Raw genomic sequence first — 24,786 nt, forward strand, 5'->3', positions numbered from 1 at the left:
ATATGAATCCTATATCTTTTACTATCCGCTAGAGCGGTGTTATATCAAATAAGTTTCCGTCTTTGAATTCAAAATTATTAATTATACCATAAATAATTAGGTCTATCTAAGTGTTTTTAGTAGGAGAAAGATCAATAAAAAATTCTTTAACTCCTTATGATGAATTTGCAGCACCTTATATGACTAAGAAATGAGGAGAGAAAATGAGTGAATTTAGTAAAAACGAAGGAAAGTTAATAAAAAAAATGTTGGATGAAAATGATAGCTGCATCCAACTAATGACGGTAAATAAGAGCTACTCATTAGTTTGTATAGGGGAATCTAGAATCCAGTCTAATCTTCTAATAATTGCTTGTTTTACAGATGATGGAAGGGTTTGTGCAGGGTATAATGTCTCAAAAAACTTTATATTTTCATCCTTAGATGAGGATGCTGAGAGCAGGATTTTAATAGATAGAAGAAAAGAGGACAATAGAAAATCTTATATAATATGTAACGGGAAGGAAGGGTACTTTAGCGAAGATACCGAACAAATGTATTCAGAGGGAGCGCTCATGGTCTATTTTGAAACGGAAGACTTTGCTCGGTTAACTTTATTTAATAACGCCCTGGATCAGGAGGTAGCCAAAATCTCCGCTAATAATCTCAGAGTAATAGGTAATGTTTGGGATATTGCTCGAAAATTTGTTAATGTTATGCTTCCTTGGAAGAGGTTAGATCAAAAAGTAGAATAATTGGAATGATCCCAATCCAGAGGAGGGTGGATAAGTTGGGGGCAACCAATAATATAGATGAAGGAACAGATTTATGGGAGAACGAGACTTCAATAGAAGAAAAACCAAACGGAGGAAAAATCCCATGCCAACCCACAACAAACTAATCAGAAACAAAATCCCACAAATAATAAAAACCAACGGAAAAACACCCACAACAAGAATCCTACCCCAAGACGAATACATAAAAGAAATCTGCAAGAAAACAGAAGAAGAACTAACCGAATATCTAGAAGCAGACACAAAAGAACATAAACTCGAAGAACTATCCGACCTACTAGAACTAATAAACGCCCTAGCCGAACACGAAGGCACAACACTAGAAGAAATCAATAACATCCGAAAAAAGAAAGCAGAAGAACGAGGTGGCTTCTCAGATCGAGTCTTTCTAATTGAAGTAACCGATAACTAGCCCCTCCTAAGCCCCTCCTAAGCCCCTTACAAGCCCCTACCAAGTAATAAATCACTAAGAAAAAACACAACAAAACAAAAACACCAACAAACACCGTAGTAGGAGTCGAAAAAAATTTTGAAATAACACGCCAAAAATCCGGCCCTCCTCCCATATATATTATGAAGAGGTTTTCACTTTTGAACGGAGACGGGAGGAATTGGGATGGCGGTGTATCGTACTGTGCAGGTGAATTTTTGGCAGGATGATTTTGTTTTGGATTTGACGCCGGAGGAGCGGTATTTTTATGTGTATTTGTTGACTTGTTCGAAGACGACGCAGTGCGGGATTTTTCCTTTTCCGAAGCGGTTAGCTGAGATGGAGACGGGTTATAACAGGGAGACTGTTGATAAGCTTGTGCAGCGCTTTGTTGATTATGGGAAGGTTCTTTATGATGCGGATACTCGGGAGCTGTTTGTTTTGAATTGGCTTCGTTATAATCCTGTGACGAATACGAATGTGGAGAAGTGTGTGCTTCGTGAGCTTAAGGGTGTGAAGAATAAGGAGTTTGTACATATGTTTCTTCAGAAGTGCGCGGAGGAGGAGATGAATGTTCCGATGCTGTTAGCGCATTTTGGTATGCCTGGTGATTTGGCTATGGATGATGTAGAGCCGGTTTGTGAGGAGGAAGAGGAAGAGGAAGAGGAGGTTGTAGAGGAAGAAACGGGAAGTCGCGTGTTTTCTTTTTATGAGCAACATTTCGGTAGTTTGTCTCCTCATACTGTGGAGGAACTGAGTGCATGGATGGAAGATTTGTCAGAGGAGCTTGTGCTGAAGGCTCTTCAAATTGCGTTTGAGAATAATAAGCGGACGGTTGCTTATGTGAAGGGCATTTTGAGAGGTTGGCACGGGAAAGGATTTACGAAAGTATCTGAGGTTGAGGCGGATACGGTTAAGTTTCGGAAGAAGGAGTCGTCTGTTAGTACGGGGGAGACGGAGGAGTTTTTGGCGAGGTGTGAGGAGTGGGAGAAGAATGCACCGTCAGAGGAAGAGTTGCAGCGCTTTTTAGCGGAGCGCGGGTGGCGGCCATGAGTATTCAAAATGTGGAGGCGGAGAAGACGGTGTTAGGTTCTCTATTAATTGATGGAGAGCTTATTAAGGAGTGCCGTTTGACGGAGCAGTATTTTTCTATGCCGGTGCATAAGTCTATATTTCAGTTAATGCGAAAGATGGAAGATGAGGGGCAACCGATTGATCTTGTGACGTTCACTTCTAGAGTGGACCCGAAGTTTTTGAAGGGGATCGGGGGACTGGCGTATTTTATAGGGTTAATGGATGGTGTGCCTACTACTGCCAACTTCTCGTATTATGAGGGGCTTGTTCGAGGTGCCTGGAAAATGTATCAGGCTGGTGTTCTCGGGCACCAGATGGGAGAGCGCCTTATTGCGGAGAAGAGTGAGAAAATTATTGGTGAGACGATTACAGCACTTTGTGAGTTAGAGGAAAAGGATTGTGTATGTGAGTTTGATTTGAAGGATGCGTTAGTTGATTTATATGAAGAGCTTCATCAAGATGTAAAAGAGATTACAGGTATTGAGACTGGTTATACATCGTTAAATAAAATGACGTGCGGATTGCAGGAAGGTGATTTTGTCGTTCTTGGTGCGCGGCCTTCTATGGGGAAGACTGCGTTTGCACTAAATGTTGGATTGCATGCGGCGAAGTCTGGAGCGGGAGTTGGATTGTTTTCGTTAGAGATGAGTAGTAAGCAGTTGTTAAAAAGGATGGCGTCTTGCGTAGGGGAAGTGTCAGGAGGTAGGCTGAAAAATCCGAAGCACCGTTTTGCGATGGAAGATTGGGAAAAGGTGAGTAAGGCGTTTGCGGAAATCGGGGAATTACCATTTGAGATTTACGATAACGCAGGCATTTCGGTGCAGGATATTTAGATGCAAACTCGTAAGTTAAAGAGGAAGCACGGTGATAAAAAGATTTTAATTATTGTAGATTACTTGCAGCTTATTACGGGCGATCCGAAGCATAAGGGAAATCGATTTCAAGAGATTAGTGAGATTTCTCGTAAGCTTAAAGTATTAGCGCGGGAATTAAATGTTTGTGTAGTAGCATTGTCGCAATTGTCTCGTTCTGTAGAGTCACGCCAAGATAAGCGTCCGCTTTTATCTGACTTAAGAGAGACGGGACAAATTGAGCAAGATGCGGATGTCATTATGCTTATGTATCGCGAGGATTATTACGATAAGGAAACGAAGCAGAAAGAGATGACGGAGATTCATGTGGCGAAGCATCGGAATGGGCCTGTGGGGAGTTTTAAACTACGATTTTTGAAGGAGTTTGGGCGGTTTGTGGAGGGGAAGGTAGCTTATATTCGTTTGGATGATGCGGATGTGGAATAGATAAGATAAGCAGTTAATGGAGTAATGCTCAGCATTGCTCTTTTTTATTATCTACGACATAATATGACAAATTCTGGATGTTTTCTTTGCTAAGATGTGCTTGGTAATCTTACATCATACTTAATAGGAGGCGATGGAAATGTTAAAAAAATCGGGGGATTGGTTTTAGGAAGTGCTGTAGCATTAAGTTTAGTGGCATGTGATGATTCTACTAAGGAAGCTTCTAATGAGAAAAAAGACGTGCCGAAGCAAGAGGAAAAGAAAGAGAATACAGAAAGTAAAAAGAAAATTACAGCAGCTGAGGTAGAAGCTATTAAAGTAGGTGATTCTTTAACAGGTGCGGGTGGGGAGAAATATGAAGATGTGGTCGCAAAGTTTGGAGAGCCGGATAATAAAGCGGAGTCTCAAGCTGGGGATATTAAAATGATTATTGCTAGCTGGACAAAAAATATTAATGGTGACCTTGGAGCGAATTTTAATGTTACATTTACTGAAAAAGATGGACAAAAACTTGCTACGAGTAAAGCACAAATGGGAATGAAATAAAGAAGGGGTAGGAGATTTGAAATGAAACGTACAACAGAATTTGTATTAGGACTTATTGGTGGTATTTTCGGTATTTTATGTGCATTTATTGCTTTATTTATTGGGGGAGTTGCTTCTGCTATGGAGGCAGAAGGAGCAAGTAATGTTATAGGTTTAGGCTGGGCAGCAGTTGCTTTATCGGTTGTGGGTATCGTTGGATCAGTTATGGTAAAAAGCAAAGCAAAAGTTGGCGGGGCTATGATGACAATCGCTGCAATTGGAGGATTTATTTGTATTTCTTTCATTTATATTTTACCTGCAGTTCTGCTATTAATCGGTGGGTTAATGGGAATCTTTCGTAAAGAGAAAGTGGCAGTGTCTGCATAGATTCATGTAATAAAAAATAGCCGACTAGAGTCGGCTATTTTTTATTAAGTTAAATACGCAAATTTTTTGATTTGTTCTTGTAAATGTTTATTAACTGGTGGAACTCTTTGAAGTTCGGTTTGAAGTAGTGCTAATTCTTCTGTTAAAACTTTTACTAATTCAAAGTTTGTTTTATCTATTGCTAGTTCATATAAACGGTTATATACAACGAATTTCGCAAGTGGATCTGCATTTGTATCTTCTCGTAATTCTTGAAGGATTCTGCCGAAAGTATCTCGTAGTTTGGCGCCCTGAACTTCATGGAATTTATGGAATAGTATGTTGGTGAATTCAACTAATTCTGTATACTTGTTTTCATTTTCATTCATTATTTGGAACACCACCTTATATGTTATTTTTCATGGAATACGTTCAATGTTATATTTCCATTATATCTCTTTTCGAATTGGTCTATAACATTTTTACAGCTTGTACAAGGATACAGCTCAGTAAATAAATTTACAATTCCTTCAGCTGGCTTAAAAGTATCTGCAAGAAAACGTATTTGTTCCAAAAGTTTCGCTTCTGTATCCACACATCTATCATATGGAAGTAAGGAGTCTTTAGAGCTAAGTTCCAAGGTGGTAAATATTTTGTCTTTACGTAAAATAGCGCATGATGATGCAAATAAATTATCTTCTTTTGCATAGTGTAAATAAGGATCTGTAGGGTAGTCAATTTGACTGTGGGAGTATAATGTTTGGATAAAGTCATTGAAAATAAATTGGGCTACTGCAACATTGCCTTTATTATAGACTTTTCTCTCTGTTTTTCTTAAGTTATGGATAGAAGATAATGTTGTTTGAATATTATAGCGGAAATCTATGGAGTTCTTTTTTAACTCGACACCTTTTGGATCTAAAAGATAAAAAATTTTATTCACCAATATGATACCCACTTTCCTTCTATCATTAGTACGTACTTCAATATATTTATCTATATAATTATAATCGAGTTTAAAGAAAGTGGGTATTATATTTCTTGTAATTTAGAATTAAATAAAAATAATCAAATCTGAATAATGTTTAGAAATAGCCGAAAAGAATTGAGTATCACTGTGTAAATAAAATAAAGCATAAGTGTTCCATTTCATTAACTTATGCTTTATTCTTTGATTCTCTAAATATGTTTCTTATTTCCCCATAAAGAAGGATCTTCTCTCTGCGGTAATCCATTGCTCCAAATCATCTTGGCTACGTCGGACAAGCCGATTTACTAAAACATCGTGCCATACATAATCTTCTAATAGGTATATATGAACGGGGTCATCTGTATAAAAAGCAACATTGCGCTCTTCAAGTGATGGTCCATAAATCATTTCTTTAGAATCTATTGATAAAATAAACCAATGTTCTGTAGACAAGGTTTCTGTATAAGGTGTTATGCGATGGGCTTCTAAATTTTTAATTGGATTTTCAACATGCAGGGTAATACCTTGTACTGTAACTTTATCAGCTACCGCAGACAGTTCCTCTTTTAATGCTTCATACATCTCATCCCACATTGAAATGACAATACGTTTTTCTGCTTTTTTTATTAATGTCTGACAGTAGCTAATGATTGTTTGATTGTCTTTTAAAGTAATTACTCGATTATCCGTTTTTTCCTCGGAAGTTTCTAGTTTTTTTAATGAATCACTAATTCCTTCATAAGTAGACTGCCATTCTGATTGAGCCTTTTGTAAAAAGATTTCAACAGGTAGAGGTGAATAGCGAGTGGTATCATTTATTTCTTCCTTCATGACAATTCCTTTTTCTACAAGGTTACCCAAAATCTCATAAATTCGCGCTCTTGGGACACCCGAATCCTTACTTACTTGATAGGCTGTGACAGGCCCCTGTTTCACAAGAGATACATAAGATTTAGCTTCATATTCATTAAAACCAATTTTTTTAAGCTGTTGCACTATGTAGTCCACTTTTTTGTCCTCCGATGTTTGCTTTTATCCCGCTTTAACGGGCAGTAAGACCCTCACCTCAAAATTCAGCGGAAGCAAAGAAGTTAGGTGGGGGTCGAGCTGCCCGTAAAAGCCCGATTGGTTCAACTAATAATCAGTGGGGGATGAACAAAACCCCCCACTGATTAAAGTTTCACTTTATATTTCAACGTTACAATAACTGTTTACATTTAGCAAATTATTAGTTACTATTCGAATAGTGACTAAAGGGGAGGTTAATAGTATGGACTTTTATTTAGACCCATCCGTATTAATTATTTTGATTGCTTTTGGATTTTTAGCTGCATTTATTGATTCAGTGGTAGGTGGTGGTGGATTGATCGCCTTACCCGCTTTATTATTTACAGGACTGAATCCAGCAAGTGCAGTAGCTACGAATAAACTAGCGTCGACAATGGGGTGTGCAACTAGTAATATTGTGTTTTATCGTTCTGGTAATCTTGATTTGAAATCGGCGTTTAAATTAGTTCCACTCACTTTCATAGGTTCCGTAATAGGGGCATGGACCGTTCATTTAATGAACCCAGAAGTACTGAAGCCATTGATGCTGATTATGCTTGGTGCGGTTGCTATTTATACGATATTCAAAAAGGATTGGGGTAGTATTTCCACTCATAAGAAATTGTCTGGTCGACATGTCATTATTTTTACCTTTTTTATTTTTGCTATTGGTTTTTATGATGGATTTCTAGGTCCTGGCACAGGTTCGTTTTTAATGTTTTCTCTTTTATTTATTGGTTATGATTTTTTAAAAGCAGCAGGTAATGCGAAGCTTCTTAATTTAGGAAGTAATGTTGGTGCGTTGTTGATGTTTATGTGTGTAGGGCAAGTAAACTATGTGTATGGTTTTATAATGGGGATTGCTCAAATTGCTGGAGGAGTCGTTGGCTCCAAATTTGCTATAAAAAAAGGAAGCGGGTATGTTCGCGCCCTCTTCATTACAGTAACTTGTTTATTGCTAGCGAAAAATCTGTATGACTATGTACAGTAAGTAATGTAGAAAAGGTTAACTATGCAGGCTACATAAATATAATAATTCCTTGTAACATATTTTAGATGCTACCTGATTCGAAGGTAGCATCTAAAAAAATTAAGGTAAGAGGGTGAAAATAATAAAAACGAATAGTTTTGGGGTATGTTTATGTACTTTAGCGAAATAACTATTCCATATTCTTTTTATAATTAACCCGCAACAATCCCTTAAAATCCACTTCAGCAATCAAAACACTTACTAATACTAATATAAGCATCGCGCCTAAGTATCCTTTTCCTGTGAGCGTTTCACCTGTGAAAACGAAAGCGAAGCCTGCGGAAAAGACAGGTTCTAATGAGAAAATAAGTCCGGTATGTGTAGGCGTCGTGTATTGCTGGGCGATAACTTGCACGATGAATGCGACTGGGGTGCAAAAGATGCTTAAGGCTAGGATGATGAGCCATGAGTTGGTTGTGCTAGGAAGTTTTGGTGTTTCGATAATGAATGAAAATATAAGGCTAAATAGGCCGACAAAACCGAGTTGTATGACTCCAAGTGCAATGGAGTTCGCATGTTTCGTTACACTGTTCGTTAATGTCTGATGGATGAGGGCTGATTATAGTTTCACTTTCCCCCATAAGAAAGAGGCTGTTTTATAAACCGATTGAACCGGATTATAAAACAGCCCCTTTTCATTTAAAAGTTCCTATCCAGCAACAATCCAAGCTGCTCCGCAACAACTTCCGGAGGATCAGGAAGTCCCTTCATAAAGTATGTCTCCACGACTCCTACAATGGCGTAGCCGAAGAATGTGATAATCATGTCCTCACTAAATCCTTTGTTTACACCTTCTTTAACCTCTATGTCATCTTTTATTTGTTCGATGATGTAGTCGAAGAAGTGTTTGCGGAAAGCGGAAGCTCCTTTTCCTGCTAGCATCGTTGAGAAGAAGAAGTAGTGCTGTTCCATGTTTTCAAACCAAGCAATGCATGCTTCTCTAAAGCTTAAATCATGGAGAGGAGCGCACAGTGTTTTTAGTGCTTCGATACGTTCTACAACGAGTTTGTCGAGTAAATCATATTTATCGAAGTAATGAAGGTAGAACGTTCTGTTTCCGACGTCCGCTGTGGTGCAAATGTCCTTTACTGTAATTTTATCAAATCCTTTTTCGGCCATGAGTTCAATAAAAGCGTTTTTGATTGCTTCTTTTGATTTTATGATCCTTCGATCGACTTTTTCCATTGTCTTCACCAAACTTTCTTCGTAGTTAATACACAATTTTTATGGATGTGTGTATTAATGCATGAATTCACTAAAATTGACGTTTGAAAACATCTTTTTTTCATTTTATATTATACACACGGGAGAGATAATACATCAACGTGTATTAATTCTTCTGTGTATCATTTCTTAATGAAAGAGGGGGATAGCAGCCACATTGCGTACGCTAAGTAACTTTCTTCAAAAGAACCAATAACAAAATAATGACAATTTTATATATGAAAAACAACGAGAAAGAGGTCAATTATGAATCCGAAATATAACAACTTATTTGAAGCATTTACATTTAAATCTGGCGTTACTCTGAAAAATAAAGTCGTGATGGCGCCGATGACAACTTGGGCAGGTAATGATGATTATACGATTTCAGATGAAGAAGTAACGTATTACAAAAAGAGAGTGAACGGAGTCGGGCTTGTGATTACGGGATGTACACATGTACAGGCGAACGGTATCGGTTTTACAAATGAGTTCGCAGGTTATGATGATACGTTTATTCCAAGTTTACGTAAGTTAGCGGATGCGGCTAAGAGCGGCGGAGCACCGGCTATTCTTCAAATTTTCCATGCAGGGAACAAAGCGTTACCTGATTTCACACCGGGCGGGGATGTAGTGAGTGCAAGTGCTTTAGAAACAGAAGCTTCTCCGTTTGCGCCATCTGTATTACCGAGAGAACTTTCGCACGATGAAATTTTAGAAGTGATTCGCGATTTTGGAGAAACGACGCGAAGAGCAATTGAAGCTGGTTTTGATGGCGTTGAAATTCACGGTGCGCACGGGTTTTTACTACAAAACTTCTTCTCACCATTCTTTAATAGACGTGAAGATGAGTGGGGCGGTTCTTTAGAAAATCGCTTACGATTCCCGCTAGCAGTCGTTCGTGAAATTCAATCCATAATTAAAAAATACGCGAAGAAGCCATTCGCATTAGGCTACAGATTCTCACCTGACGAACCGCAAGAAGGTGCGTTAAGAATGAAAGATACGTACGAGTTAATGAATCGTCTTATTGAATTAGATGTTGATTATGTTCACGCTTCGTTAGCGAGTGCGCTTACTTCTAAACCAGTTGATAGCGAGTGCGAGAAAACATACATGGAGTTAATCGTTGAACATGTAAACGGAAGAGTTCCTGTAATGGTAGCTGGTTCTATCGTAACGCCAGATGATGCAGCTTTAGCTTTAGAAAAAGGAGTATCACTTGCGGCAATTGGTCATGCGTTAATTATGAATCCAGACTGGATCGAAAAAGTTCAGCACGGAAAAGAAGATGAAATTCAAGCGTCGATTAAGAAATCTAAAGTGAGTGAGCTAGAGCTTCCAGAAAAACTGTGGCATGTAATTGAAGCTTCAGGCCCATGGTTTACTATCGAAGATTAATATTAAAAAAATAATTGGAGGGTTTTATTATGAGACAAAATGTTAAGTTCAAAAATAACGAGTTATTATTAGCAGGTCATTTATATGTTCCAGCGGAGTTTGATGAAACGAAAAAGTATCCAGCAATCATTGTTTCTCATCCAGGTGGAGGCGTGAAAGAACAAGCAGCCGGTCTTTATGCGAATAAGCTTTCTGAATTAGGTTTTATTACTTTAGCGTTCGATGCATCAAACCAAGGGGAGAGCGAAGGAACACCGCGCTATTTTGAAGATCCATATGCTCGTACAGAAGATATGCGTGCAGCGGTGGATTATGTAACGACATTATCATATGTAGACAATGATAAAATCGGTGCGCTAGGTATTTGCGCTGGCGGAGGTTATACAGTAGCAGCTGCGCAAACGGATCGCCGTATGAAAGCAGTCGCAACAGTGAGTATGGTTGATATTGGTTCATTATTTACAGAAGGTATTGGCCGCGCTATTCCGGCGGAAGATCAAATTAAGTTTTTAGAACAAGTATCAGGTCAGCGCACGAACGAAGCGAATGGTGCGGATATGTATTATATTTCGTATGTACCAGAAGAGTTAGATGAAAGTATGACTGGGACGATGGCGGAAGGGCATGAGTACTATGTACAAGAACGTGGCCGTCATGAAAATGCACCGAACCGTCTAGTGTTCACAAGTTTTGCTAAAATCGCAACATATTCACCTTTTAGCCATATTAATAAGTTTTTAACACAACCGCTTTTAATAATTGCAGGTAGTGATGCGGATACGCGCTATTTCAGTGAAGAAGTAGTGGAAGAAGCTGCGAGTAAAAATAAAGAATTATTCATCTTGGATGGTGCGACACACGTTGCATTATACGATGTACCGGAATACGTGAATCCAGCGATTGAAAAATTAGATACATTCTTTAAAGAAAATCTGAAATAAAAAATGATGTGAGGCAGTAGAAATACCTTCTACTGCCTTATACAAAATAAGAAAGGGAGTTTTGAAGATGACGAACGTATTAATTCTTGGAGCGAACGGACAAATTGCGCGTAATGCGATTGATATATTTTTAAATGACACGGATGCAAGGTTAACGTTATATTTACGAAATGCAGATCGAGTACAGCGATATGCGTCTGATCGTGTGCGCATTATGGAAGGAGATGTTCTAAATCGTGAAACGTTAAAAGAAGCGATGGTAAATCAAGATGTTGTGTATGCAAATTTAGCGGGTGATGATTTAGAAGAGCAGGTGAAAACGGTTGTGAGTGCGATGGAAGGGACGGAAGTGAAACGTCTTATTTTCATTAGTTCACTTGGCATTTATGATGAAGTACCAGGAGAATTCGGAAAATGGAATAACCGTACGATCGGTCAATATTTAGGACCGTACCGAAAAGCTGTTGATGTAATCGAGGCTTCAAATCTTGCATACACCGTATTACGACCAGCATGGTTAACAGATTATGATGAAGTGGAGTATGAAATGACGGAAAAAGGTGAGCCGTATAAAGGAACGGAAGTGTCACGTAAAAGTGTTGCAGCTTTCGTCGTGAAATTAGCGCAGTCACCAAATTTACACGTTGGTGGAAACTTAGGTGTGAATAAACCGAATACAGACGGTGATAAACCAGCCTTTTTATCCGGCATTAACGGTCAGTAAAACTCCCACCTCAAAATTCGGTTGGAGCAAAGAAGTTAGGTGGGAGTCGGGCTGCCCGTAAATGTCCGATTGGTGAGAGCTGATTAAAGTTTCACTTTATAAGGAGGATGCAAATGAAAGTTATAATCTTTGGAGCGACAGGTATGATCGGTCAGAGTGTATTACGAGAAAGTTTGTTAAACGATGAAGTAAAAGAAGTCGTAACGATCGGTAGAAAACGTACGAATGCGATGCATGAAAAATTAACTGAAATTGAGCTTACAAATGTGGCTGACTTATCGTCCATTGAAGAGCAAATAACCGGATTTGATGCATGCTTCTTTTGTTTAGGAGTTTCTTCTCAAGGGATGAAAGAAGAGGGATATACAAAGGTCACGTATGACTTAACATTATCTGCCGCAAACACATTAGCGGAGTTAAACCCAAACATGACGTTCATTTACGTATCTGGTAGCGGAACAGACAGTACAGAAGCAGGTCGTACGATGTGGGCGAGAGTGAAGGGACGAACGGAAAATGAGTTATTGCGTTTACCTTTCAAAGCTGCGTATATGTTTAGACCAGGATTAATCATCCCGGCAAATGGTGTGAAATCAAAAACGAAATTATATCAATTGATGTACGATGTGATGAAGCCTTTTAATCCACTATTGAAGAGATTCGGCAGTGTAATTACTTCAGAACAATTAGGAAGAGCGATGGTGCGAGTTGGGAAAGACGGATATTCTCATTCGATTATTGAAAGTGCGGATTTGAAGAAGATCGGTATGTAGTATGTACAAAAAAACGCCTATTTCATATAGGCGTTTTTTTATGGGGAAGTTATTCCTCCTCAAACTGAAAAATATCCCGGTTAATAAGTTGGTGGAGATACCTATCCATTTCAGCAGCAGAAACGCTTCTTTCATTTTTAAACCACCATGCGCTTAATGAGGTCATTGCGCCTGAATAAAATTCAATAATTAAATCATTTGGCATCGTATGGTTTTTGCATAGTTGATGTAACGCTTCTACTTCTTGTTTTCTCGTTTCGTGACTTAAATACTGTGTTCGGCTAATAAATTGTTCCATTACTTGAAATGGTTTACTTAATCGATCGGAAACCGGTATTCCAGCAATCATCTTGCTGTATCGTTTAAATCCAAATGTTAATAAAGCATCTTTATCTTCAAAGTGTTTATAAAAAGTTGTTCGGTGTACCATCGCGCGGTCACAAATTTGGTTAATCGTGATGGTACTATATTTCTGTTTTGATTGCGTCATTAATTCAAATAAGGAATCCCACAATAATTTATGTGTACGTCTAATACGTAAATCAAGTTGTTTTTCACTATCGTTCATCTACAATTCTCCTTTTTTGTAGATTAAATATACAGTGGCTGAAAAATGATTCTCCCTTTTTAATCTACATATGTATATTATATTACATGTGTTCGGGTTTATTTAAAGCTTTTTAAGTAAGAAACAGGAGGAGAATTTGTAAATGAATATGACAACTAAGAGCCCTACAAGTGGCAAAGTTGATACTTCTAATTTGAAACATACCCCCATTTTAATTGCATTACTTTTAGGGGCAATGGTTGCATTGTTAAACGAAACGTTACTTGGTAATGCGTTAACAGTATTAATGAAAGAATTTGGCGTAACAGCTTCAACGATTCAATGGCTTTCTACAGCTTACATGTTAGTAGTTGGGGTTTTAGTCCCAATTACAGCGTTACTTCAGCGATGGCTCACAACGAGACAAATGTTTTTGATCGCTATGGTAACGTTTTTAGTCGGTACATTAATTGCGGGATTCGCACCGACATTTTCCGTTTTATTAGTCGGCCGTATCGTCCAAGCTGTAGCGACGGGATTAATTACACCGTTATTAATGAATACGATTTTAATCATTTGTCCGCCTGAAAAACGTGGTGCCACAATGGGATTAATTGCACTTGTGATGATGTCCGCTCCAGCAATTGGTCCTACATTATCTGGAGTAATCGTTGACTCACTAAATTGGCGCTGGTTATTTTACATTGTTATTCCGATCGTGATTATTTCAATTATGATTGGGATGAAGTACATTCAAAATGTTTCCGAGTTAACAAGACCGAAAGTAGATTATCCATCAATCCTTTTATCGACATTAGGATTTGGAGGACTTGTGTATAGCTTTAGTGCATCGGGTGATTTAGGATGGTCCGATGTGAAAGTGTATGGCACTTTACTTGTTGGGCTTATCTCATTATGTATTTTTGCCGTTCGACAATTGAAAATTGAGAATCCAATTTTAGAATTACGCGCATTTAAAGTCCCGATGTTTACATTATCAGTTGGATTAATCGTCATTGTGATGATGTCATTATTTTCAACGATGACTTTATTACCGATGTTCCTGCAAACAGTGTTACTCGTTACAGCTTTTAAATCAGGAATTATCATGCTTCCGGGAAGTGTTATTAGCGCCATAATGGGACCAATCGCGGGTAAACTATTTGATAAATTTAGTCCGAAAGTTATTATCGTTCCTGGCATTGTGTTAGTGGGAATTGCAATGTTCTTATTTAAAGGCATTACTCCTGACACATCAATGGTACAAATTATTGTTATGCATAGCGTATTAATGGTTGGACTCATGTTTGTCATGACAGCACAAACATACGGTTTAAATCAATTAACACCAGATTTATATCCGCACGGAACAGCACTATTTAGTACGTTGCAACAAGTAGCTGGCGCAATTGGTACGGCTATCTTTATTTCGAAAATGTCTTCAGGAACAGCTAGCTATATGGAAAGCTCCGCAAATCCAATGGACCCAGTAGAGAAGTTAAACGGTTTAACATCAGGATTCCAAGGTGCGTTTACACTAGGGTTAGTCTTTATCATTGTTGCATTTATCGTATCGCTGTTTTTAAAAGAAGAGAAAGAGGGAGTAACGGCAGCGAGGGTTTTACAGAACGAGAATTAAGGTTTATATAAAAAAGACATCTTTTCTAGGAAAGGTGTCTTTTTATATTTCTTTCGTAACATTTGTTTTGGATATTTTAATACAGAAGAATGGTCGGTGTAATCTCAATGAAGTGAGGATACAGTATGATCGATAGTTTATTTGTATAAATATGGTATGTGCAATGGCTTTCCTTTTTGAGGATGAATAACTATTGAGAATAACGATGCAAAGCCTTACTAATGACTAAAAGGCCGATAATAAGGGATAGTATTCTCATTATAAATTCTGCAACTAATAAGTTGCCCATAGCTGTCGACCCCTCATACATCAACCCTGTGATGATAATGGGCGTGATCATAATTATAATTCCAATTACTATTTGAAGAAGTAAATTCACGTTTTTACGCAAGATAATCACCTCCAAAAAATATTACAAAACAAACATATGGGAATTTCTGTATTATACAGTTAGTATACTGTATCGAATTAAGGTTATGGTAATGTTTCTAAAATAAAAGGAGGTGTTACATAGTCAAAAGATGACTCGTGGGACAGCTCCTTTTAAGTAGTAGTAATTAAAGATGCTTCAATAATGTATCGATCTGGGGCGTCACCAATGTATTTAAAAGGGTAACAGGTTGTTAATGTTGGTTCATCTTTTTCTATAATAACAGTTCGATCTTCTGCGTCTGTTATCCAATGTTTGTTAATGTTATATTTCTTCCGTAACATCATACCGTAGTAACTGCCCATGATCATAAAACCTCTCAAAAAGAAGCCCCATTACATAGAAGAACACTAAGCCAAAACAAATATGAATGAGTGTAAAAGTAGCTCCAAATGAAGAAAATTCATACACGAGAATTGGCAATTTCGCAGTTGTCCAAACGCCTAGGAAAAATACGATGTACCGAATGCTTGCGCCTTTCTTTAGGAGTAGTGCTGCGATTGGAAAGGCAACGTAGAGAGGACCAGCTGCAATGCCGCCTAATAATAGAGAGAATAAGATTCCGTATATACCGGATTTTTCTCCCATATATTTCATGAGCGTTTCTTTCTTCACCCACTGATCAAGTAATCCTACAAATAGTAGGACAGGCGGGAGTAGAAACAGCATATCTAAAATGCTATTCCCTGTTAATTGTAATGCGCTCCATCCTAAAGATTGATTTGTAAAAGTTAATACGAAGAGTCCCAGTAATAAAATGAAAAAGAAGCGATATTTTTTTAGCTCCTTCATACCAGCACCACCCAAATGATATAGGAGAATAGGAGTGACATGAGCAATGCAGATGCATTACGTGCGTAAGCAAAGCTTCGTCCGAATATCTTTTGTTCCATCGGTAAGGTTGTAATTCCTACTGACATGAGTGTAGACATAAGTGCCGCAACTTGAGGAAGGCCTGCGCCGTGTTGGACTAATGTATTGCCAAGTGGAAATACGACGAAGCTTGGAATAAGTGCAACGGATCCGAGTATCGCTGAATAAATAATGCCGATAAATCCGGACTGTTCTCCAATAATAGAAGAGAGGAAAGCCGGCGTTAATATAGAAAGCGATAAGCCAACGAAAAGCATGATGGAAAGCATCGCAGGTAGAAGGTTACGAAACATTTTCCATGACTTCATTAGAGCTTCTTTCGTTTTATTGCGGTCCTTCATAAAAGAAATCCCCGTAAGAATAATGGCTAAAGTGTAAAGGATCACGCCATTAATCATGGTCGGAATCCTTTAAGTCCTTATATTTGTCTAAGAAAAAGGATAAGTTCTTCATTTTTTCTTCAATATCGATTTGGAAATCTGCCAATTGTTCCTTTCCAGCAGGCGTAATTTTGTACATCTTTCTCGGTTTGTCTTGATGATCTGTACTTACGTAAGATTCAATTGCACCTTCGTTTTCTAATTTCTTTAGCGTACGATATAAAATGGCGCTATCGATTGGATTAACTGGAAGTTCTTCCTCGCACTTTTGCAATAATTGCCCGCCATAGTTATCACCTTCTGCCAAAAATAACAAAAGAAATGCACCTGTATGTCTTCCTGTATGTTTCATGGATATACCTCCTTGAATGAATTAGGATGTATACTGTTAATGACAGTATACTGTTGTTAACAGTATATGGTGCATGAAGTGCTATGTCAATTTTAAAATGTGCGAATTTCGAGGAGAATGACAAGGATACTATTTCCTTATGACAGTAATTTTTGACGTTGATAAACTACCAATGAGAGGGGTTGTACATCAAAAACACAAAAAAAAGACACTCTCAAGAGTGCCTCCCCTTAGCAGCCGAATCCGCCGCCCCAACAGCTAGCTCCAACGATGATTAATAAAATAAAGAGTACAACTAGTAAAGCGAAACCACCGCCGAAACCGCAGCCTCCACCACAAGTACCTCCATAGCCCATATTAACTCCTCCTTCCCTAAAGACCATTAATTAATGGATTTAATGTACTTTATGTTTTTACGGATAAACTTGAGCAGGTCCTTTTTAAAAATAAAGATGTCACGAATTTTAAAAGAATTGACGACCTTATTTTTGTCACGGGTATTATGTTGATGACATATTGTATTTTATTCTGTGTATTGGGGGAAGGAGGATCTTTATGGCTAATTCTGAAATGATTTTACGATTACTTACGGATTTAAAGATTGAACAGCAAGCTTTAAAAGAGCATTTGGAAAAAATACAAACAGCTGTGACTATTCTTGAAGAAAAATCAGTGATTGTGGAAGAGAAACCAATGATTATTGAGGAAAAACCAGCTGTTGCTGTTACAAAGCAAAGAGCTTATTCTGGACGCCCAACATCTTTCCGTGATTGGAGAGCATCAACTCAAAAAAATTCATAAAAGTATAAGAAAAGAAGACATCAATTAAGATGTCTTCTTTTGCTTGTACAATCCAAATGCGATAAGAAGGTATATATCCATATTGCTTTAAAACTAAGAAGAAAATAACGATTGTCGACTCCTTTTTTAGTATAGCATGTAATAGTAAATATTTTTATGTAATATTGCATATATATGGATTATGTGATGTTTTGTGATATATATTTTAGTTGTCTGTTATTTGTTTTAATTCATTTACTTATATTATTTTTTGAGTGCCCCAGTGATGGGGCCTTTTTTTATAATTGTGTTAAAGCAGAAACCCCTGAAGCATCATAAGGGGTTTCATGACTAGGTAAATGATTATTGGTGCCCTATTGAGATGAAGATATGGATGTTGCGTCTGAGTTTCTTCTAAATTAGATTAATATTTATTTTTAAACTGTACCCCATAAGTGATAAACCATGCCGACAACAAAAAATGCTAGTCCTATAAACAAAACAACTAAAGCAAGCATTCCATTTTTATTATGTTCCATACAGTCAGCTCCTTTTTTTATGTACATACAAAAAGCCCTTAGTTGTAATTATGGCTAAAGGTTCCATTTCTCATACTTTTTAGTTTACAAAGAAAAGACACCCATATAAGAGTGTCTTTTCCGATAGTTTGTTTAGCAGAAGCAAGCAGCTCCAACGATGATTAATAAAATGAATAACACAACTAATAAAGCAAATCCTCCAGCAAAACCACAGCCTTCGCCGCAACTACCACCAAATCCCATAATAGTTCCTCCTTTAATAAGAGGGGAAAACAAAGGGTCACTCATGTTTTTAACGGATTCCATTTACTTTATGTTTGAAGCATGAATGTGAGCAGGTCCTTTCGAAAATAAAAAAGACACCTTGAGGTGCCTTTTGTCCAATGTAATTTCATTAATATTCGTTAGCATAAAACTCTTTTATTAGTTTTATTTCATTTGTATCTGGGTTGAATTTAAATATTTTAATTTGATTAGATTCGTCTTTATAGGCAAATGTATTATCGCCAACTGGGGTCATATTGCTGGTGTTTACGATAGGGTCACTACCATGATCAGTGATTTCCACAGTTTTCTCACGATCCCAAAATGCAATGACAATAATCAAGATAATAAGGCATATACGTATGTTACGTAGTTCTCTTGCTAGAGGATGCTCCATATGATAGCCTCCTTTTTCATTTGATAGATTTTGTGTATAAAAGAGATATTTTCTATGAGAATATAAATAAAAAAGACACTTAAAAGTGTCTTTTTTATCTAATTTATGCGCATTGCTTAATAAGACGCTAGTTCCTCAGTATGAATATGAGTAACTATGTAGGGTAGTTCTATTATAACATTTTAACCATTAATGGGTCTATATGGAATTTTATTAATGATTATGTTTGATTATTCAGAGTGACCGATGTAGCGCACCGGAGAAATGGAAAATTGATCAATTAAAAGCAGTAGACATGATAAAGGAGCATACCTTATTCATTATTATAGGAAAGTACGGAGCGCTATTTCCCTTTACACGAACATAAAGGTATAATATAGTTAAGTTAACTAAACTAAACTATCGAAACGAAATAACAGCATGGAGGAAGAAAACTATGACTAGATCGTATAAAGAAGTAATTAATGAAATGAATCGAGCCTATAATGAATTTTACATTTTACTATTTCAAGATTTAAAGGATGAGTTCGGTCTTACTGGGCAGCAAGAGAGCATGCTATTTCATATTCATTTAAATGAAAACACGACAGCAAATCACATTGCGAGTACTTTTAATATAACGAAAAGTGCTGTGAGCCAAGTTTTATCGAAATTGGAAAAGCAGAAGATGATTTCGAAACAAGTTAATCCTAACAATAAAAGGGAGTATTTCCTTACGCTCGGTCCAAATGGTAGTAAATATATCGAAAGATTGTCTGAGTTAGATGATGTATTGATCGAGAAGTATTTCTCGAAAATTGATATTGAAGCTTTGCAGCAAATGACTGATACGTTAACGAAAATAAATAAAGTGATATTGGAAGAAAAACAGAAGGATCTTGAATCTAATGAGTAAGAAGCAATTAGTAGAAAGGAGGAGAAGCGTGTGATGAGTTACATACCGAATATGCTTACGATAGCAAACTTTGTATGTGGACTTTTGGCTATTCACGCTGTTTTCGTTCACGATATGTATGGTGCAGTTATGTTCATTATTACAGGAATGGTATTTGATCTGTTTGATGGCATGGTTGCTCGGAAACTAGATGCTGTTTCGGAAATAGGCGGAGAGCTAGACTCATTTGCGGATTTAGTGACCTTTGGTGTGGCACCATCTATTCTTGCATATAGTGCCTCGTTAAAAGATTTGCAGTCTATCGGGATGATATGTGCACTCGCTTATAGTATTTGCGGTATGCTTCGGCTTGCGAGATTTAATACACAACAAAGCAAACTCCCAACATTCATCGGAATGCCCATTCCATTTGCGGCAATGTGTCTCCTCATTTTATGCCTCCTAAATAATCCAGTTTCCGTGGCGTTTGGCACATGCGCACTCGCTTATTTAATGGTGAGCAAAATCAAATTCCCCCATTTTAAAAAAGATATATCGGAGAGCTTTAAGTCCGAAAGATGGGATTAATAGGAAAGGTAAGGAGCATAACATGATTCGTATGGCATTAAGATCATTCAACATACAAATATATTGTTTGCTAGGCGTAATGTTACTCGGATGGTTGGTGACACCTTTTTCGGCCCAGTTTGTTGGGATAAGCATCGGCCTTTTAGTTAGTATGTACTGCGCCTGGATTTTAGGAAGGTGTATCGAAAAGTTCGGAAATAGTATCGTAAAAAAAGAAAAAGCACCGATGCTTGGCATGATGAATCGATTTGCAGCTGCAATACTCGGCGCGATTATTATGTATGAAATTGAACACCGTGAGTACATGTGGACATTTGCTGCTGGAATTATGGGTGGGTATTTCTTAATTATTATTAATTTTGGGTATTACAGTATGAGGGATGCGAAGAAATAAAGTGCCACTTTAATCGGCGTTTTTAAAAGTAGGGAAAGTAGCTATTTTGATAGCTTTTGTGTTACATGAAAAAATTAAGGGATTGCCATGTGGCAATCCTTTAATTAATATGATTCCTTAATCGTTTCTTTAGCAATTTCATGAGAAGCATCTAACGCTAAAATTTTATTACAAATTGCAATTGCTTGTTTATCAGAAATTAATTTGTCTGGTACGGAATGCAAAAAGAGTAATTGTAATAAACTATCCACATTTTCTTCGTTTGTTAACTCCACTGATCTTGTAGCATGATACAAAGCAGAATGATATGCTCCGTCTATATGACATAAAGGATTTACTAGTAAATCAAAGGCAAGGTCATGTAAATCACTTGATTCGTCTTTCATTAATAAATAATTTATAAAACTATAGTTCGTAATACTACTATTTTCATAAGCAACATATAGCATTTCTTCTGAGAAGTCCTCAAAATTATTGTTTTTAAATAATTTTTCAGCCTCTTCGAAAGCGGCCGAAGTGATTAGATCTTCTAGCTTTTTTAACATTATGTATTCACCTACGCATCACGAATTCTTAGTTCACTAAGTACCTTTTCATTCATGTTAATTGTTTGCCTCTTGTTAGACTTTCACATGATTATATATACTGCATAGATGAAAATACTACAAGGGCTGCATGTGAAAATTTAAGGAAAATTTTATATTTACCCCACTTTTTATTTTAAAAGTTTTTCCTATCCTATAAAGTGAAACTTTAATCAGTGGGGGGGGCTTCATCCCCACTGATTATCAGCCCTCACCAATCGGGCTTTTACGGGCAGTTGACCCTCCACCTAACTCCTTTGCTTTCGCTGAATTTTGAGGTGGGGGTCTTACTGCCCGTTAATGCGGGATAAACAACAAAGTCATAGATGAAAATGTAAAGTTAGGGGATTCCACATGCATAGAGAAGTTTTAATGAGTTATTTGTATACTTATTTTTTTACAATTATGTTTTGTATTGTATTTCAAATTGGATGTTATTTTAAAGCGAAAAGAACTATATCTATTCGGCATTTTCTATGGGTATATGTTTTTCTATTCTACCTTTCGCTAGTGTATAAGGTGACGCAGATCGCGACTATATGGGATATAAGTAGATATGAAACGTGGATTCGTGTAAGTCAAATCAATTTGACTCTATTTGATACGGCAGGTAGTACGACGTACCTTTTGAATATTGTACTGTTTATGCCGCTCGGTTTTTTACTACCGACTATTTGGCCGCAGTTTAGAAAAATGAAAAACACCGTATGCGCGGGATTCTTTTTTTCATTGGCAATTGAGTTAAATCAATTGTTAAATAATAGAATTACAGATATTGATGATTTATTTACGAACACCCTCGGGGCGATGGTTGGGTATTTATTATATAGAACTTTTGAAATGATATGTAAAAGAGAGGAAAAAAAGCTTGATACAAATTCTTCTCTGGTCATAAAATACGAGGCTATTTTTTGTTTAGTGTGTTCATTTGTAGGTGCGATGTTAATTTATTATCCAGCTTTATTTGGAAGACCTGTCATCCTTCAGTGAGGTGATTTTGTCCTTGTAAGATATCCTAGTTTATAAAATGATTCTAGTTCTCTTCGCTTAAACAAGGTAAAATGTGAATGATTCATCCTTTTTTCTGATTTAATAGATATAGTTTATGTATTACATGATAGGTAGGTGTAAATGTGTTACATGTTCAATTATCTCAATACGTACTAAAAGAGGATCAACCTGCTCTTCATACAGATGGAAAACGAGTGTATATGTTAAAAAATGAAGGGTTATCACCGTATCCTATTTATTTAAATCACCCTATTATGATAGGAGTGGGAACGAATTGGAATCAGCATACAGGATTCGAAGAAATCATTAAAGGATTTATGGGTACACATAACAAATTTCCTATGTATATGTTATTTGAAACTTATTTATGTAGAGACTTTATTGAAGGATTTTTAGAAGAGAATAAAATTCATTTTGAGCTAGTTTTTACTAATAAGAAAAGAGATACGAACTTTTTTAACGTGTTCATTACCGATAGTGATGATATAACTACACTTATGAAGTATTTCTTCCAATCAGCACAAGATTCTCTCTATACGTTATTAAGCTATTCAGCAGACTGTAAGATTATCTGTAATCGTACTGGTGAGATTGAAATAAAGGCTGACAGTTTCTATCCAAGCTTTTCATTTATGTATGATGCGCAAGAATTATTTATTATTGGTGGAGAAGAGAAATGGTCACATATCCATTATATAAAAAGATTTTTCCATCTTGAGCAGATTACAGATGAGTTAACTATTGATTTAAGAAAATGATTCTAATCATGACAAAAAACCAAGAGTTGGAATCTTGGTTTTTTGCTATATACGGGTATGAAATAGTCTAGTGATCCGTGAATTTGAATATTGTTGAGATCCATTCACTTGTGATTATAGCTAAAGGTAATTTTTACTTACCAACTACCCACTCGAGCATCCGCCTTCAACCACTTCACCCAATCCAAATCCTCTACCTTAAGCAAACTGAGCGAAACACCTTTCATATCTAAAGAAGTAAGAAGGGTGCCAACCTTTACGAACTCCACTTGCAATCCTTCCAGTTCACATAAACGGCGAATGTCATTTGCAAAAATGTATTGTTCCATTAATGGAGTTGCACCTAATCCATTAATGAGAATAGCGAAGTTGTCACCTTTTCTCCAGCGGTAAATGCTTTTTAGTTTGTTCATTAGTTCGATCGCTAATATTTCAGAAGAGGATAGTGCCTCTTTACGGTACCCATTTTCGCCGTGGATACCAACGCCGTAATATACTTCATCGTCGTTTAATGAAAATGAAGCCTTTCCTTTCACTGGATCGTTTGCAGGTGAAAGAGCGACTCCTAATGTGTGTAAGTTTTCAGTGATAGAACGGCCAAGTGCAGTCAGTTCTTCTAAAGAATGACCTGCAAGAGCCGCCGCACCAAGTATTTTTTGAACGAAAACAGTGCCAGCGACGCCGCGCCTTCTTTTATTAAAAGAAGCATCATCTTCAATTGAAACGTCGTCATTTACGATTATGTGGTCAATTTGTCTTCCTTTTTCTTTTGCGATTTGTTCTGCAGCTAGAAAATTCGCTACGTCATCTTTAAAGTTTTTGATGATGAATAAAATACTTTTATCCTTTGGCATGAGACGAGTTGCTGCAATAATTTGTTCCACTGTAGGCGGAGTGAAAATACTGCCGTTTACTGCCGCCGTAAGCATTCCTTTTCCTACATAGCCGATATCAGCAGGTTCATGTCCGCTACCACCGCCGCTTATGATGACAACGTTTTGTTTCAGTTTTTCGATATCTTTTACATAAATGATGTTATTTGTTTCGTCGTAATTTACTTTGTCGTTATGTTCAAAATAAAAGCCATGCATCATATCTTGAACGATATGTTGTACATCATTCATAATCTTTTTCATTGCTTTTGCCACCCTTTAATTACTTTGCTGATTGTTCCAGTAATAGTAGTAATTGATTGTTTATCATATTTTTCATGAGAGAAGACATAATGGACGGATTTACTTCGCATTTGCTTTCAATCCAATCTTTTATCGTTCCAACGAAGCCGTGGCTATAAAAAGAGGCAATCGTATTTTTTGTCTCGTCAGAAAGGCTGAATCCACAGCTCATCGATAGTTCATCAATAATTTTCATATATAAGTTTTTTGTATGCTCAAATAAATAGTGATTAAATGAGTTTTGTTCAATAACTTTAAAAGCATTTCGGTAAAATTTTTGATTTTCATAAAAGTAGTCAAATAATAAATCAAAAATGTTTTCCCACGTTTCATAGTCGAGAAAGTCGATAATGTTTTCTTTCGTTTCTTCTCTATAAATCCAGCTTAATAGTTCAAATTTATCTTTAAAATGATAATAAAAAGTTTGCCTACGCATTTGACAGTGTAACATAATATCGCTCACTGATATTTTATGAAACGACTCTGTTTCCATTAAATACTTCAATGAATTCGCGATTATCTTTTTAGAAATTATAGAAGAGGTCATCTGAATCATCCCTAGAATGTTAGTAATATGAAAATCCTACCCATAAATGAGAGCGGTGTCTTTAGACAGATTGTCCATTTTGTCCGTTTACTATAAAAC

Annotated in this window: 33 protein-coding genes and 3 pseudogenes; 18 read left to right on the forward strand and 18 right to left on the reverse strand. The window is 36.9% G+C overall.

Annotated features, from left to right (window positions below; translation table 11 throughout):
• The first annotated feature begins 203 nt into the window (after window positions 1-203).
• The 6 genes and pseudogenes from ACTFOB_RS07800 (at window position 204) to ACTFOB_RS07825 (ending at window position 4,487) form a co-directional block, all read left to right on the forward strand.
• Window positions 204-734: a hypothetical protein gene (locus ACTFOB_RS07800; RefSeq protein WP_440026497.1), complete on the forward strand. Its 531-nt coding sequence runs from the start codon at window positions 204-206 to the stop codon at window positions 732-734.
• Between the two features lie 124 nt (window positions 735-858).
• Window positions 859-1,185 (forward strand): nucleoside triphosphate pyrophosphohydrolase, encoded by a 327-nt coding sequence (locus ACTFOB_RS07805; protein ID WP_440026746.1) that lies wholly within the window; start codon window positions 859-861, stop codon window positions 1,183-1,185.
• A gap of 204 nt (window positions 1,186-1,389) precedes the next feature.
• The gene (locus tag ACTFOB_RS07810; protein ID WP_440026499.1) at window positions 1,390-2,256 is read left to right on the forward strand and encodes a DnaD domain-containing protein; all 867 of its coding nucleotides are present in this window, start codon (window positions 1,390-1,392) and stop codon (window positions 2,254-2,256) included.
• Window positions 2,253-3,575 (forward strand): annotated as a pseudogene (gene dnaB, locus ACTFOB_RS07815) (replicative DNA helicase). Before ACTFOB_RS07810 ends, dnaB begins: the two are co-directional and overlap by 4 nt.
• A 123-nt stretch (window positions 3,576-3,698) precedes the next feature.
• Window positions 3,699-4,121 carry a DUF3862 domain-containing protein gene (locus tag ACTFOB_RS07820; RefSeq protein ID WP_440026748.1) on the forward strand — a complete coding sequence of 141 codons (423 nt, stop codon included), beginning with the start codon at window positions 3,699-3,701 and terminating at the stop codon, window positions 4,119-4,121.
• A gap of 21 nt (window positions 4,122-4,142) precedes the next feature.
• A complete protein-coding gene (locus tag ACTFOB_RS07825) occupies window positions 4,143-4,487 on the forward strand; it encodes a DUF4064 domain-containing protein (RefSeq protein ID WP_098912616.1) in 345 nt (114 codons plus the stop codon).
• A gap of 44 nt (window positions 4,488-4,531) precedes the next feature.
• On the opposite strand, the gene ACTFOB_RS07830 is transcribed toward ACTFOB_RS07825, so the two are convergent.
• The 3 genes from ACTFOB_RS07830 to ACTFOB_RS07840 all read right to left on the reverse strand — a co-directional run bounded on the left by ACTFOB_RS07830 (window position 4,532) and on the right by ACTFOB_RS07840 (window position 6,444).
• Window positions 4,532-4,855, reverse strand: coding sequence for a hypothetical protein (locus tag ACTFOB_RS07830; protein ID WP_001004763.1), 324 nt, complete (start codon window positions 4,853-4,855; stop codon window positions 4,532-4,534).
• 23 nt (window positions 4,856-4,878) lie between these two features.
• Window positions 4,879-5,409, reverse strand: a complete 531-nt coding sequence (locus ACTFOB_RS07835; RefSeq protein WP_440026500.1) for a deaminase domain-containing protein — start codon at window positions 5,407-5,409, stop codon at window positions 4,879-4,881.
• Window positions 5,410-5,658: 249 nt separating this feature from the next.
• Window positions 5,659-6,444: a TrmB family transcriptional regulator gene (locus ACTFOB_RS07840; RefSeq protein ID WP_440026502.1), complete on the reverse strand. Its 786-nt coding sequence runs from the start codon at window positions 6,442-6,444 to the stop codon at window positions 5,659-5,661.
• Between the two features lie 262 nt (window positions 6,445-6,706).
• Between ACTFOB_RS07840 and ACTFOB_RS07845 the strand changes: the two genes are divergently transcribed.
• Complete coding sequence (locus ACTFOB_RS07845; protein ID WP_440026504.1) at window positions 6,707-7,474, forward strand: TSUP family transporter; 768 nt, start codon at window positions 6,707-6,709, stop codon at window positions 7,472-7,474.
• Between the two features lie 169 nt (window positions 7,475-7,643).
• On the opposite strand, the pseudogene ACTFOB_RS07850 reads toward ACTFOB_RS07845, so the two are convergent.
• Together ACTFOB_RS07850 and ACTFOB_RS07855 are read right to left on the reverse strand one after the other, a co-directional pair.
• Window positions 7,644-8,063: pseudogene (locus ACTFOB_RS07850) on the reverse strand (DMT family transporter); the annotation flags it as partial.
• Between the two features lie 89 nt (window positions 8,064-8,152).
• The gene (locus tag ACTFOB_RS07855) at window positions 8,153-8,698 is read right to left on the reverse strand and encodes a TetR/AcrR family transcriptional regulator (protein WP_440026506.1); all 546 of its coding nucleotides are present in this window, start codon (window positions 8,696-8,698) and stop codon (window positions 8,153-8,155) included.
• Window positions 8,699-8,983: 285 nt separating this feature from the next.
• Here ACTFOB_RS07855 and ACTFOB_RS07860 point away from each other — a divergent pair, with 285 nt between their 5' ends.
• From ACTFOB_RS07860 to ACTFOB_RS07875, 4 genes are all read left to right on the forward strand, one after another.
• Window positions 8,984-10,117, forward strand: coding sequence for an NADH-dependent flavin oxidoreductase (locus ACTFOB_RS07860; RefSeq protein WP_440026508.1), 1,134 nt, complete (start codon window positions 8,984-8,986; stop codon window positions 10,115-10,117).
• Window positions 10,118-10,146: 29 nt separating this feature from the next.
• Window positions 10,147-11,058, forward strand: coding sequence for an alpha/beta hydrolase (locus ACTFOB_RS07865; RefSeq protein ID WP_440026510.1), 912 nt, complete (start codon window positions 10,147-10,149; stop codon window positions 11,056-11,058).
• A 67-nt stretch (window positions 11,059-11,125) separates the two neighbouring features.
• Window positions 11,126-11,782 carry an SDR family oxidoreductase gene (locus tag ACTFOB_RS07870; protein ID WP_440026512.1) on the forward strand — a complete coding sequence of 219 codons (657 nt, stop codon included), beginning with the start codon at window positions 11,126-11,128 and terminating at the stop codon, window positions 11,780-11,782.
• 113 nt (window positions 11,783-11,895) lie between these two features.
• Complete coding sequence (locus ACTFOB_RS07875; RefSeq protein ID WP_440026514.1) at window positions 11,896-12,555, forward strand: NAD(P)H-binding protein; 660 nt, start codon at window positions 11,896-11,898, stop codon at window positions 12,553-12,555.
• Window positions 12,556-12,604: 49 nt separating this feature from the next.
• On the opposite strand, the gene ACTFOB_RS07880 is transcribed toward ACTFOB_RS07875, so the two are convergent.
• On the reverse strand, window positions 12,605-13,123 hold the full coding sequence (locus ACTFOB_RS07880) for a TetR/AcrR family transcriptional regulator (protein ID WP_440026516.1): 519 nt from the start codon (window positions 13,121-13,123) through the stop codon (window positions 12,605-12,607).
• Between the two features lie 142 nt (window positions 13,124-13,265).
• Here ACTFOB_RS07880 and ACTFOB_RS07885 point away from each other — a divergent pair, with 142 nt between their 5' ends.
• Window positions 13,266-14,741 carry an MDR family MFS transporter gene (locus tag ACTFOB_RS07885; RefSeq protein WP_440026518.1) on the forward strand — a complete coding sequence of 492 codons (1,476 nt, stop codon included), beginning with the start codon at window positions 13,266-13,268 and terminating at the stop codon, window positions 14,739-14,741.
• Between the two features lie 190 nt (window positions 14,742-14,931).
• Here the strand turns inward: ACTFOB_RS07885 and ACTFOB_RS07890 are convergent, their stop codons facing one another.
• From ACTFOB_RS07890 to ACTFOB_RS07915, 6 genes and pseudogenes are all read right to left on the reverse strand, one after another.
• A complete protein-coding gene (locus tag ACTFOB_RS07890; protein WP_440026520.1) occupies window positions 14,932-15,132 on the reverse strand; it encodes a hypothetical protein in 201 nt (66 codons plus the stop codon).
• 152 nt (window positions 15,133-15,284) lie between these two features.
• Window positions 15,285-15,440: pseudogene (locus tag ACTFOB_RS07895) on the reverse strand (sortase domain-containing protein); the annotation flags it as partial.
• Complete coding sequence (locus ACTFOB_RS07900; protein ID WP_440026521.1) at window positions 15,436-15,963, reverse strand: permease; 528 nt, start codon at window positions 15,961-15,963, stop codon at window positions 15,436-15,438. The gene ACTFOB_RS07900 and the pseudogene ACTFOB_RS07895, both read right to left, overlap by 5 nt.
• Window positions 15,960-16,442 carry a hypothetical protein gene (locus ACTFOB_RS07905; RefSeq protein WP_440026523.1) on the reverse strand — a complete coding sequence of 161 codons (483 nt, stop codon included), beginning with the start codon at window positions 16,440-16,442 and terminating at the stop codon, window positions 15,960-15,962. Before ACTFOB_RS07905 ends, ACTFOB_RS07900 begins: the two co-directional genes overlap by 4 nt.
• Window positions 16,435-16,776, reverse strand: a complete 342-nt coding sequence (locus ACTFOB_RS07910; protein ID WP_440026524.1) for a PadR family transcriptional regulator — start codon at window positions 16,774-16,776, stop codon at window positions 16,435-16,437. The genes ACTFOB_RS07905 and ACTFOB_RS07910 overlap by 8 nt, the downstream gene beginning before the upstream one ends.
• 230 nt (window positions 16,777-17,006) lie before the next feature.
• Entirely contained in the window at window positions 17,007-17,132 is a 126-nt protein-coding gene (locus tag ACTFOB_RS07915; RefSeq protein ID WP_000540385.1) for a YjcZ family sporulation protein, read from the reverse strand.
• 199 nt (window positions 17,133-17,331) lie between these two features.
• Here ACTFOB_RS07915 and ACTFOB_RS07920 point away from each other — a divergent pair, with 199 nt between their 5' ends.
• Entirely contained in the window at window positions 17,332-17,577 is a 246-nt protein-coding gene (locus ACTFOB_RS07920; protein WP_440026525.1) for a hypothetical protein, read from the forward strand.
• Between the two features lie 416 nt (window positions 17,578-17,993).
• Here the strand turns inward: ACTFOB_RS07920 and ACTFOB_RS07925 are convergent, their stop codons facing one another.
• The 3 genes from ACTFOB_RS07925 to ACTFOB_RS07935 all read right to left on the reverse strand — a co-directional run bounded on the left by ACTFOB_RS07925 (window position 17,994) and on the right by ACTFOB_RS07935 (window position 18,756).
• Window positions 17,994-18,122, reverse strand: coding sequence for a hypothetical protein (locus ACTFOB_RS07925; protein ID WP_440026759.1), 129 nt, complete (start codon window positions 18,120-18,122; stop codon window positions 17,994-17,996).
• Window positions 18,123-18,227: 105 nt separating this feature from the next.
• The gene (locus ACTFOB_RS07930; RefSeq protein WP_151298907.1) at window positions 18,228-18,338 is read right to left on the reverse strand and encodes a YjcZ family sporulation protein; all 111 of its coding nucleotides are present in this window, start codon (window positions 18,336-18,338) and stop codon (window positions 18,228-18,230) included.
• Between the two features lie 151 nt (window positions 18,339-18,489).
• On the reverse strand, window positions 18,490-18,756 hold the full coding sequence (locus tag ACTFOB_RS07935; protein WP_088121454.1) for a YmzC family protein: 267 nt from the start codon (window positions 18,754-18,756) through the stop codon (window positions 18,490-18,492).
• A 436-nt stretch (window positions 18,757-19,192) separates the two neighbouring features.
• Between ACTFOB_RS07935 and ACTFOB_RS07940 the strand changes: the two genes are divergently transcribed.
• From ACTFOB_RS07940 to ACTFOB_RS07950, 3 genes are read left to right on the forward strand one after another with little or no spacing between them, the layout of a single operon-like run.
• Window positions 19,193-19,651: a MarR family winged helix-turn-helix transcriptional regulator gene (locus ACTFOB_RS07940; protein ID WP_440026527.1), complete on the forward strand. Its 459-nt coding sequence runs from the start codon at window positions 19,193-19,195 to the stop codon at window positions 19,649-19,651.
• Window positions 19,652-19,684: 33 nt separating this feature from the next.
• A complete protein-coding gene (pssA, locus tag ACTFOB_RS07945; protein ID WP_440026750.1) occupies window positions 19,685-20,218 on the forward strand; it encodes a CDP-diacylglycerol--serine O-phosphatidyltransferase in 534 nt (177 codons plus the stop codon).
• 22 nt (window positions 20,219-20,240) lie between these two features.
• Window positions 20,241-20,612 (forward strand): ATP synthase subunit I, encoded by a 372-nt coding sequence (locus tag ACTFOB_RS07950; protein ID WP_440026529.1) that lies wholly within the window; start codon window positions 20,241-20,243, stop codon window positions 20,610-20,612.
• Window positions 20,613-20,716: 104 nt separating this feature from the next.
• Here the strand turns inward: ACTFOB_RS07950 and ACTFOB_RS07955 are convergent, their stop codons facing one another.
• Window positions 20,717-21,157, reverse strand: coding sequence for a hypothetical protein (locus ACTFOB_RS07955; protein ID WP_440026531.1), 441 nt, complete (start codon window positions 21,155-21,157; stop codon window positions 20,717-20,719).
• A 393-nt stretch (window positions 21,158-21,550) separates the two neighbouring features.
• Between ACTFOB_RS07955 and ACTFOB_RS07960 the strand changes: the two genes are divergently transcribed.
• Window positions 21,551-22,186 carry a VanZ family protein gene (locus ACTFOB_RS07960; protein WP_440026533.1) on the forward strand — a complete coding sequence of 212 codons (636 nt, stop codon included), beginning with the start codon at window positions 21,551-21,553 and terminating at the stop codon, window positions 22,184-22,186.
• A gap of 143 nt (window positions 22,187-22,329) precedes the next feature.
• Window positions 22,330-22,965, forward strand: a complete 636-nt coding sequence (locus tag ACTFOB_RS07965) for a hypothetical protein (protein ID WP_440026535.1) — start codon at window positions 22,330-22,332, stop codon at window positions 22,963-22,965.
• Window positions 22,966-23,102: 137 nt separating this feature from the next.
• On the opposite strand, the gene dhaQ is transcribed toward ACTFOB_RS07965, so the two are convergent.
• Window positions 23,103-24,101 carry a DhaKLM operon coactivator DhaQ gene (gene dhaQ / locus ACTFOB_RS07970; protein WP_440026537.1) on the reverse strand — a complete coding sequence of 333 codons (999 nt, stop codon included), beginning with the start codon at window positions 24,099-24,101 and terminating at the stop codon, window positions 23,103-23,105.
• A gap of 19 nt (window positions 24,102-24,120) precedes the next feature.
• Window positions 24,121-24,687, reverse strand: a complete 567-nt coding sequence (gene dhaS, locus ACTFOB_RS07975) for a dihydroxyacetone kinase transcriptional activator DhaS (RefSeq protein ID WP_440026539.1) — start codon at window positions 24,685-24,687, stop codon at window positions 24,121-24,123.
• Window positions 24,688-24,786: the final 99 nt, after the last annotated feature.

The organism is Bacillus cereus group sp. MYBK79-1 (assembly GCF_051915365.1).
Lineage (GTDB): Bacteria > Bacillota > Bacilli > Bacillales > Bacillaceae_G > Bacillus_A.

Bases quoted from the DNA above. Each gene is read 5' to 3' on its own strand.
- ACTFOB_RS07800 (WP_440026497.1), top strand. From the start codon at position 204: ATGAGTGAATTTAGTAAAAACGAAGGAAAGTTAATAAAAAAAATGTTG.
- ACTFOB_RS07805 (WP_440026746.1), top strand. From the start codon at position 859: ATGCCAACCCACAACAAACTAATCAGAAACAAAATCCCACAAATAATA.
- ACTFOB_RS07810 (WP_440026499.1), top strand. From the start codon at position 1,390: ATGGCGGTGTATCGTACTGTGCAGGTGAATTTTTGGCAGGATGATTTT.
- ACTFOB_RS07825 (WP_098912616.1), top strand. From the start codon at position 4,143: ATGAAACGTACAACAGAATTTGTATTAGGACTTATTGGTGGTATTTTC.
- ACTFOB_RS07830 (WP_001004763.1), bottom strand. From the start codon at position 4,855: ATGAATGAAAATGAAAACAAGTATACAGAATTAGTTGAATTCACCAAC.
- ACTFOB_RS07845 (WP_440026504.1), top strand. From the start codon at position 6,707: ATGGACTTTTATTTAGACCCATCCGTATTAATTATTTTGATTGCTTTT.
- ACTFOB_RS07855 (WP_440026506.1), bottom strand. From the start codon at position 8,698: ATGGAAAAAGTCGATCGAAGGATCATAAAATCAAAAGAAGCAATCAAA.
- ACTFOB_RS07860 (WP_440026508.1), top strand. From the start codon at position 8,984: ATGAATCCGAAATATAACAACTTATTTGAAGCATTTACATTTAAATCT.
- ACTFOB_RS07865 (WP_440026510.1), top strand. From the start codon at position 10,147: ATGAGACAAAATGTTAAGTTCAAAAATAACGAGTTATTATTAGCAGGT.
- ACTFOB_RS07870 (WP_440026512.1), top strand. From the start codon at position 11,126: ATGACGAACGTATTAATTCTTGGAGCGAACGGACAAATTGCGCGTAAT.
- ACTFOB_RS07875 (WP_440026514.1), top strand. From the start codon at position 11,896: ATGAAAGTTATAATCTTTGGAGCGACAGGTATGATCGGTCAGAGTGTA.
- ACTFOB_RS07880 (WP_440026516.1), bottom strand. From the start codon at position 13,123: ATGAACGATAGTGAAAAACAACTTGATTTACGTATTAGACGTACACAT.
- ACTFOB_RS07885 (WP_440026518.1), top strand. From the start codon at position 13,266: ATGAATATGACAACTAAGAGCCCTACAAGTGGCAAAGTTGATACTTCT.
- ACTFOB_RS07900 (WP_440026521.1), bottom strand. From the start codon at position 15,963: ATGAAGGAGCTAAAAAAATATCGCTTCTTTTTCATTTTATTACTGGGA.
- ACTFOB_RS07905 (WP_440026523.1), bottom strand. From the start codon at position 16,442: ATGATTAATGGCGTGATCCTTTACACTTTAGCCATTATTCTTACGGGG.
- ACTFOB_RS07910 (WP_440026524.1), bottom strand. From the start codon at position 16,776: ATGAAACATACAGGAAGACATACAGGTGCATTTCTTTTGTTATTTTTG.
- ACTFOB_RS07915 (WP_000540385.1), bottom strand. From the start codon at position 17,132: ATGGGCTATGGAGGTACTTGTGGTGGAGGCTGCGGTTTCGGCGGTGGT.
- ACTFOB_RS07920 (WP_440026525.1), top strand. From the start codon at position 17,332: ATGGCTAATTCTGAAATGATTTTACGATTACTTACGGATTTAAAGATT.
- ACTFOB_RS07925 (WP_440026759.1), bottom strand. From the start codon at position 18,122: ATGTACATAAAAAAAGGAGCTGACTGTATGGAACATAATAAAAATGGA.
- ACTFOB_RS07930 (WP_151298907.1), bottom strand. From the start codon at position 18,338: ATGGGATTTGGTGGTAGTTGCGGCGAAGGCTGTGGTTTTGCTGGAGGA.
- ACTFOB_RS07935 (WP_088121454.1), bottom strand. From the start codon at position 18,756: ATGGAGCATCCTCTAGCAAGAGAACTACGTAACATACGTATATGCCTT.
- ACTFOB_RS07940 (WP_440026527.1), top strand. From the start codon at position 19,193: ATGACTAGATCGTATAAAGAAGTAATTAATGAAATGAATCGAGCCTAT.
- pssA (WP_440026750.1), top strand. From the start codon at position 19,685: ATGAGTTACATACCGAATATGCTTACGATAGCAAACTTTGTATGTGGA.
- ACTFOB_RS07950 (WP_440026529.1), top strand. From the start codon at position 20,241: ATGATTCGTATGGCATTAAGATCATTCAACATACAAATATATTGTTTG.
- ACTFOB_RS07955 (WP_440026531.1), bottom strand. From the start codon at position 21,157: ATGTTAAAAAAGCTAGAAGATCTAATCACTTCGGCCGCTTTCGAAGAG.
- ACTFOB_RS07960 (WP_440026533.1), top strand. From the start codon at position 21,551: ATGCATAGAGAAGTTTTAATGAGTTATTTGTATACTTATTTTTTTACA.
- dhaQ (WP_440026537.1), bottom strand. From the start codon at position 24,101: ATGAAAAAGATTATGAATGATGTACAACATATCGTTCAAGATATGATG.
- dhaS (WP_440026539.1), bottom strand. From the start codon at position 24,687: ATGACCTCTTCTATAATTTCTAAAAAGATAATCGCGAATTCATTGAAG.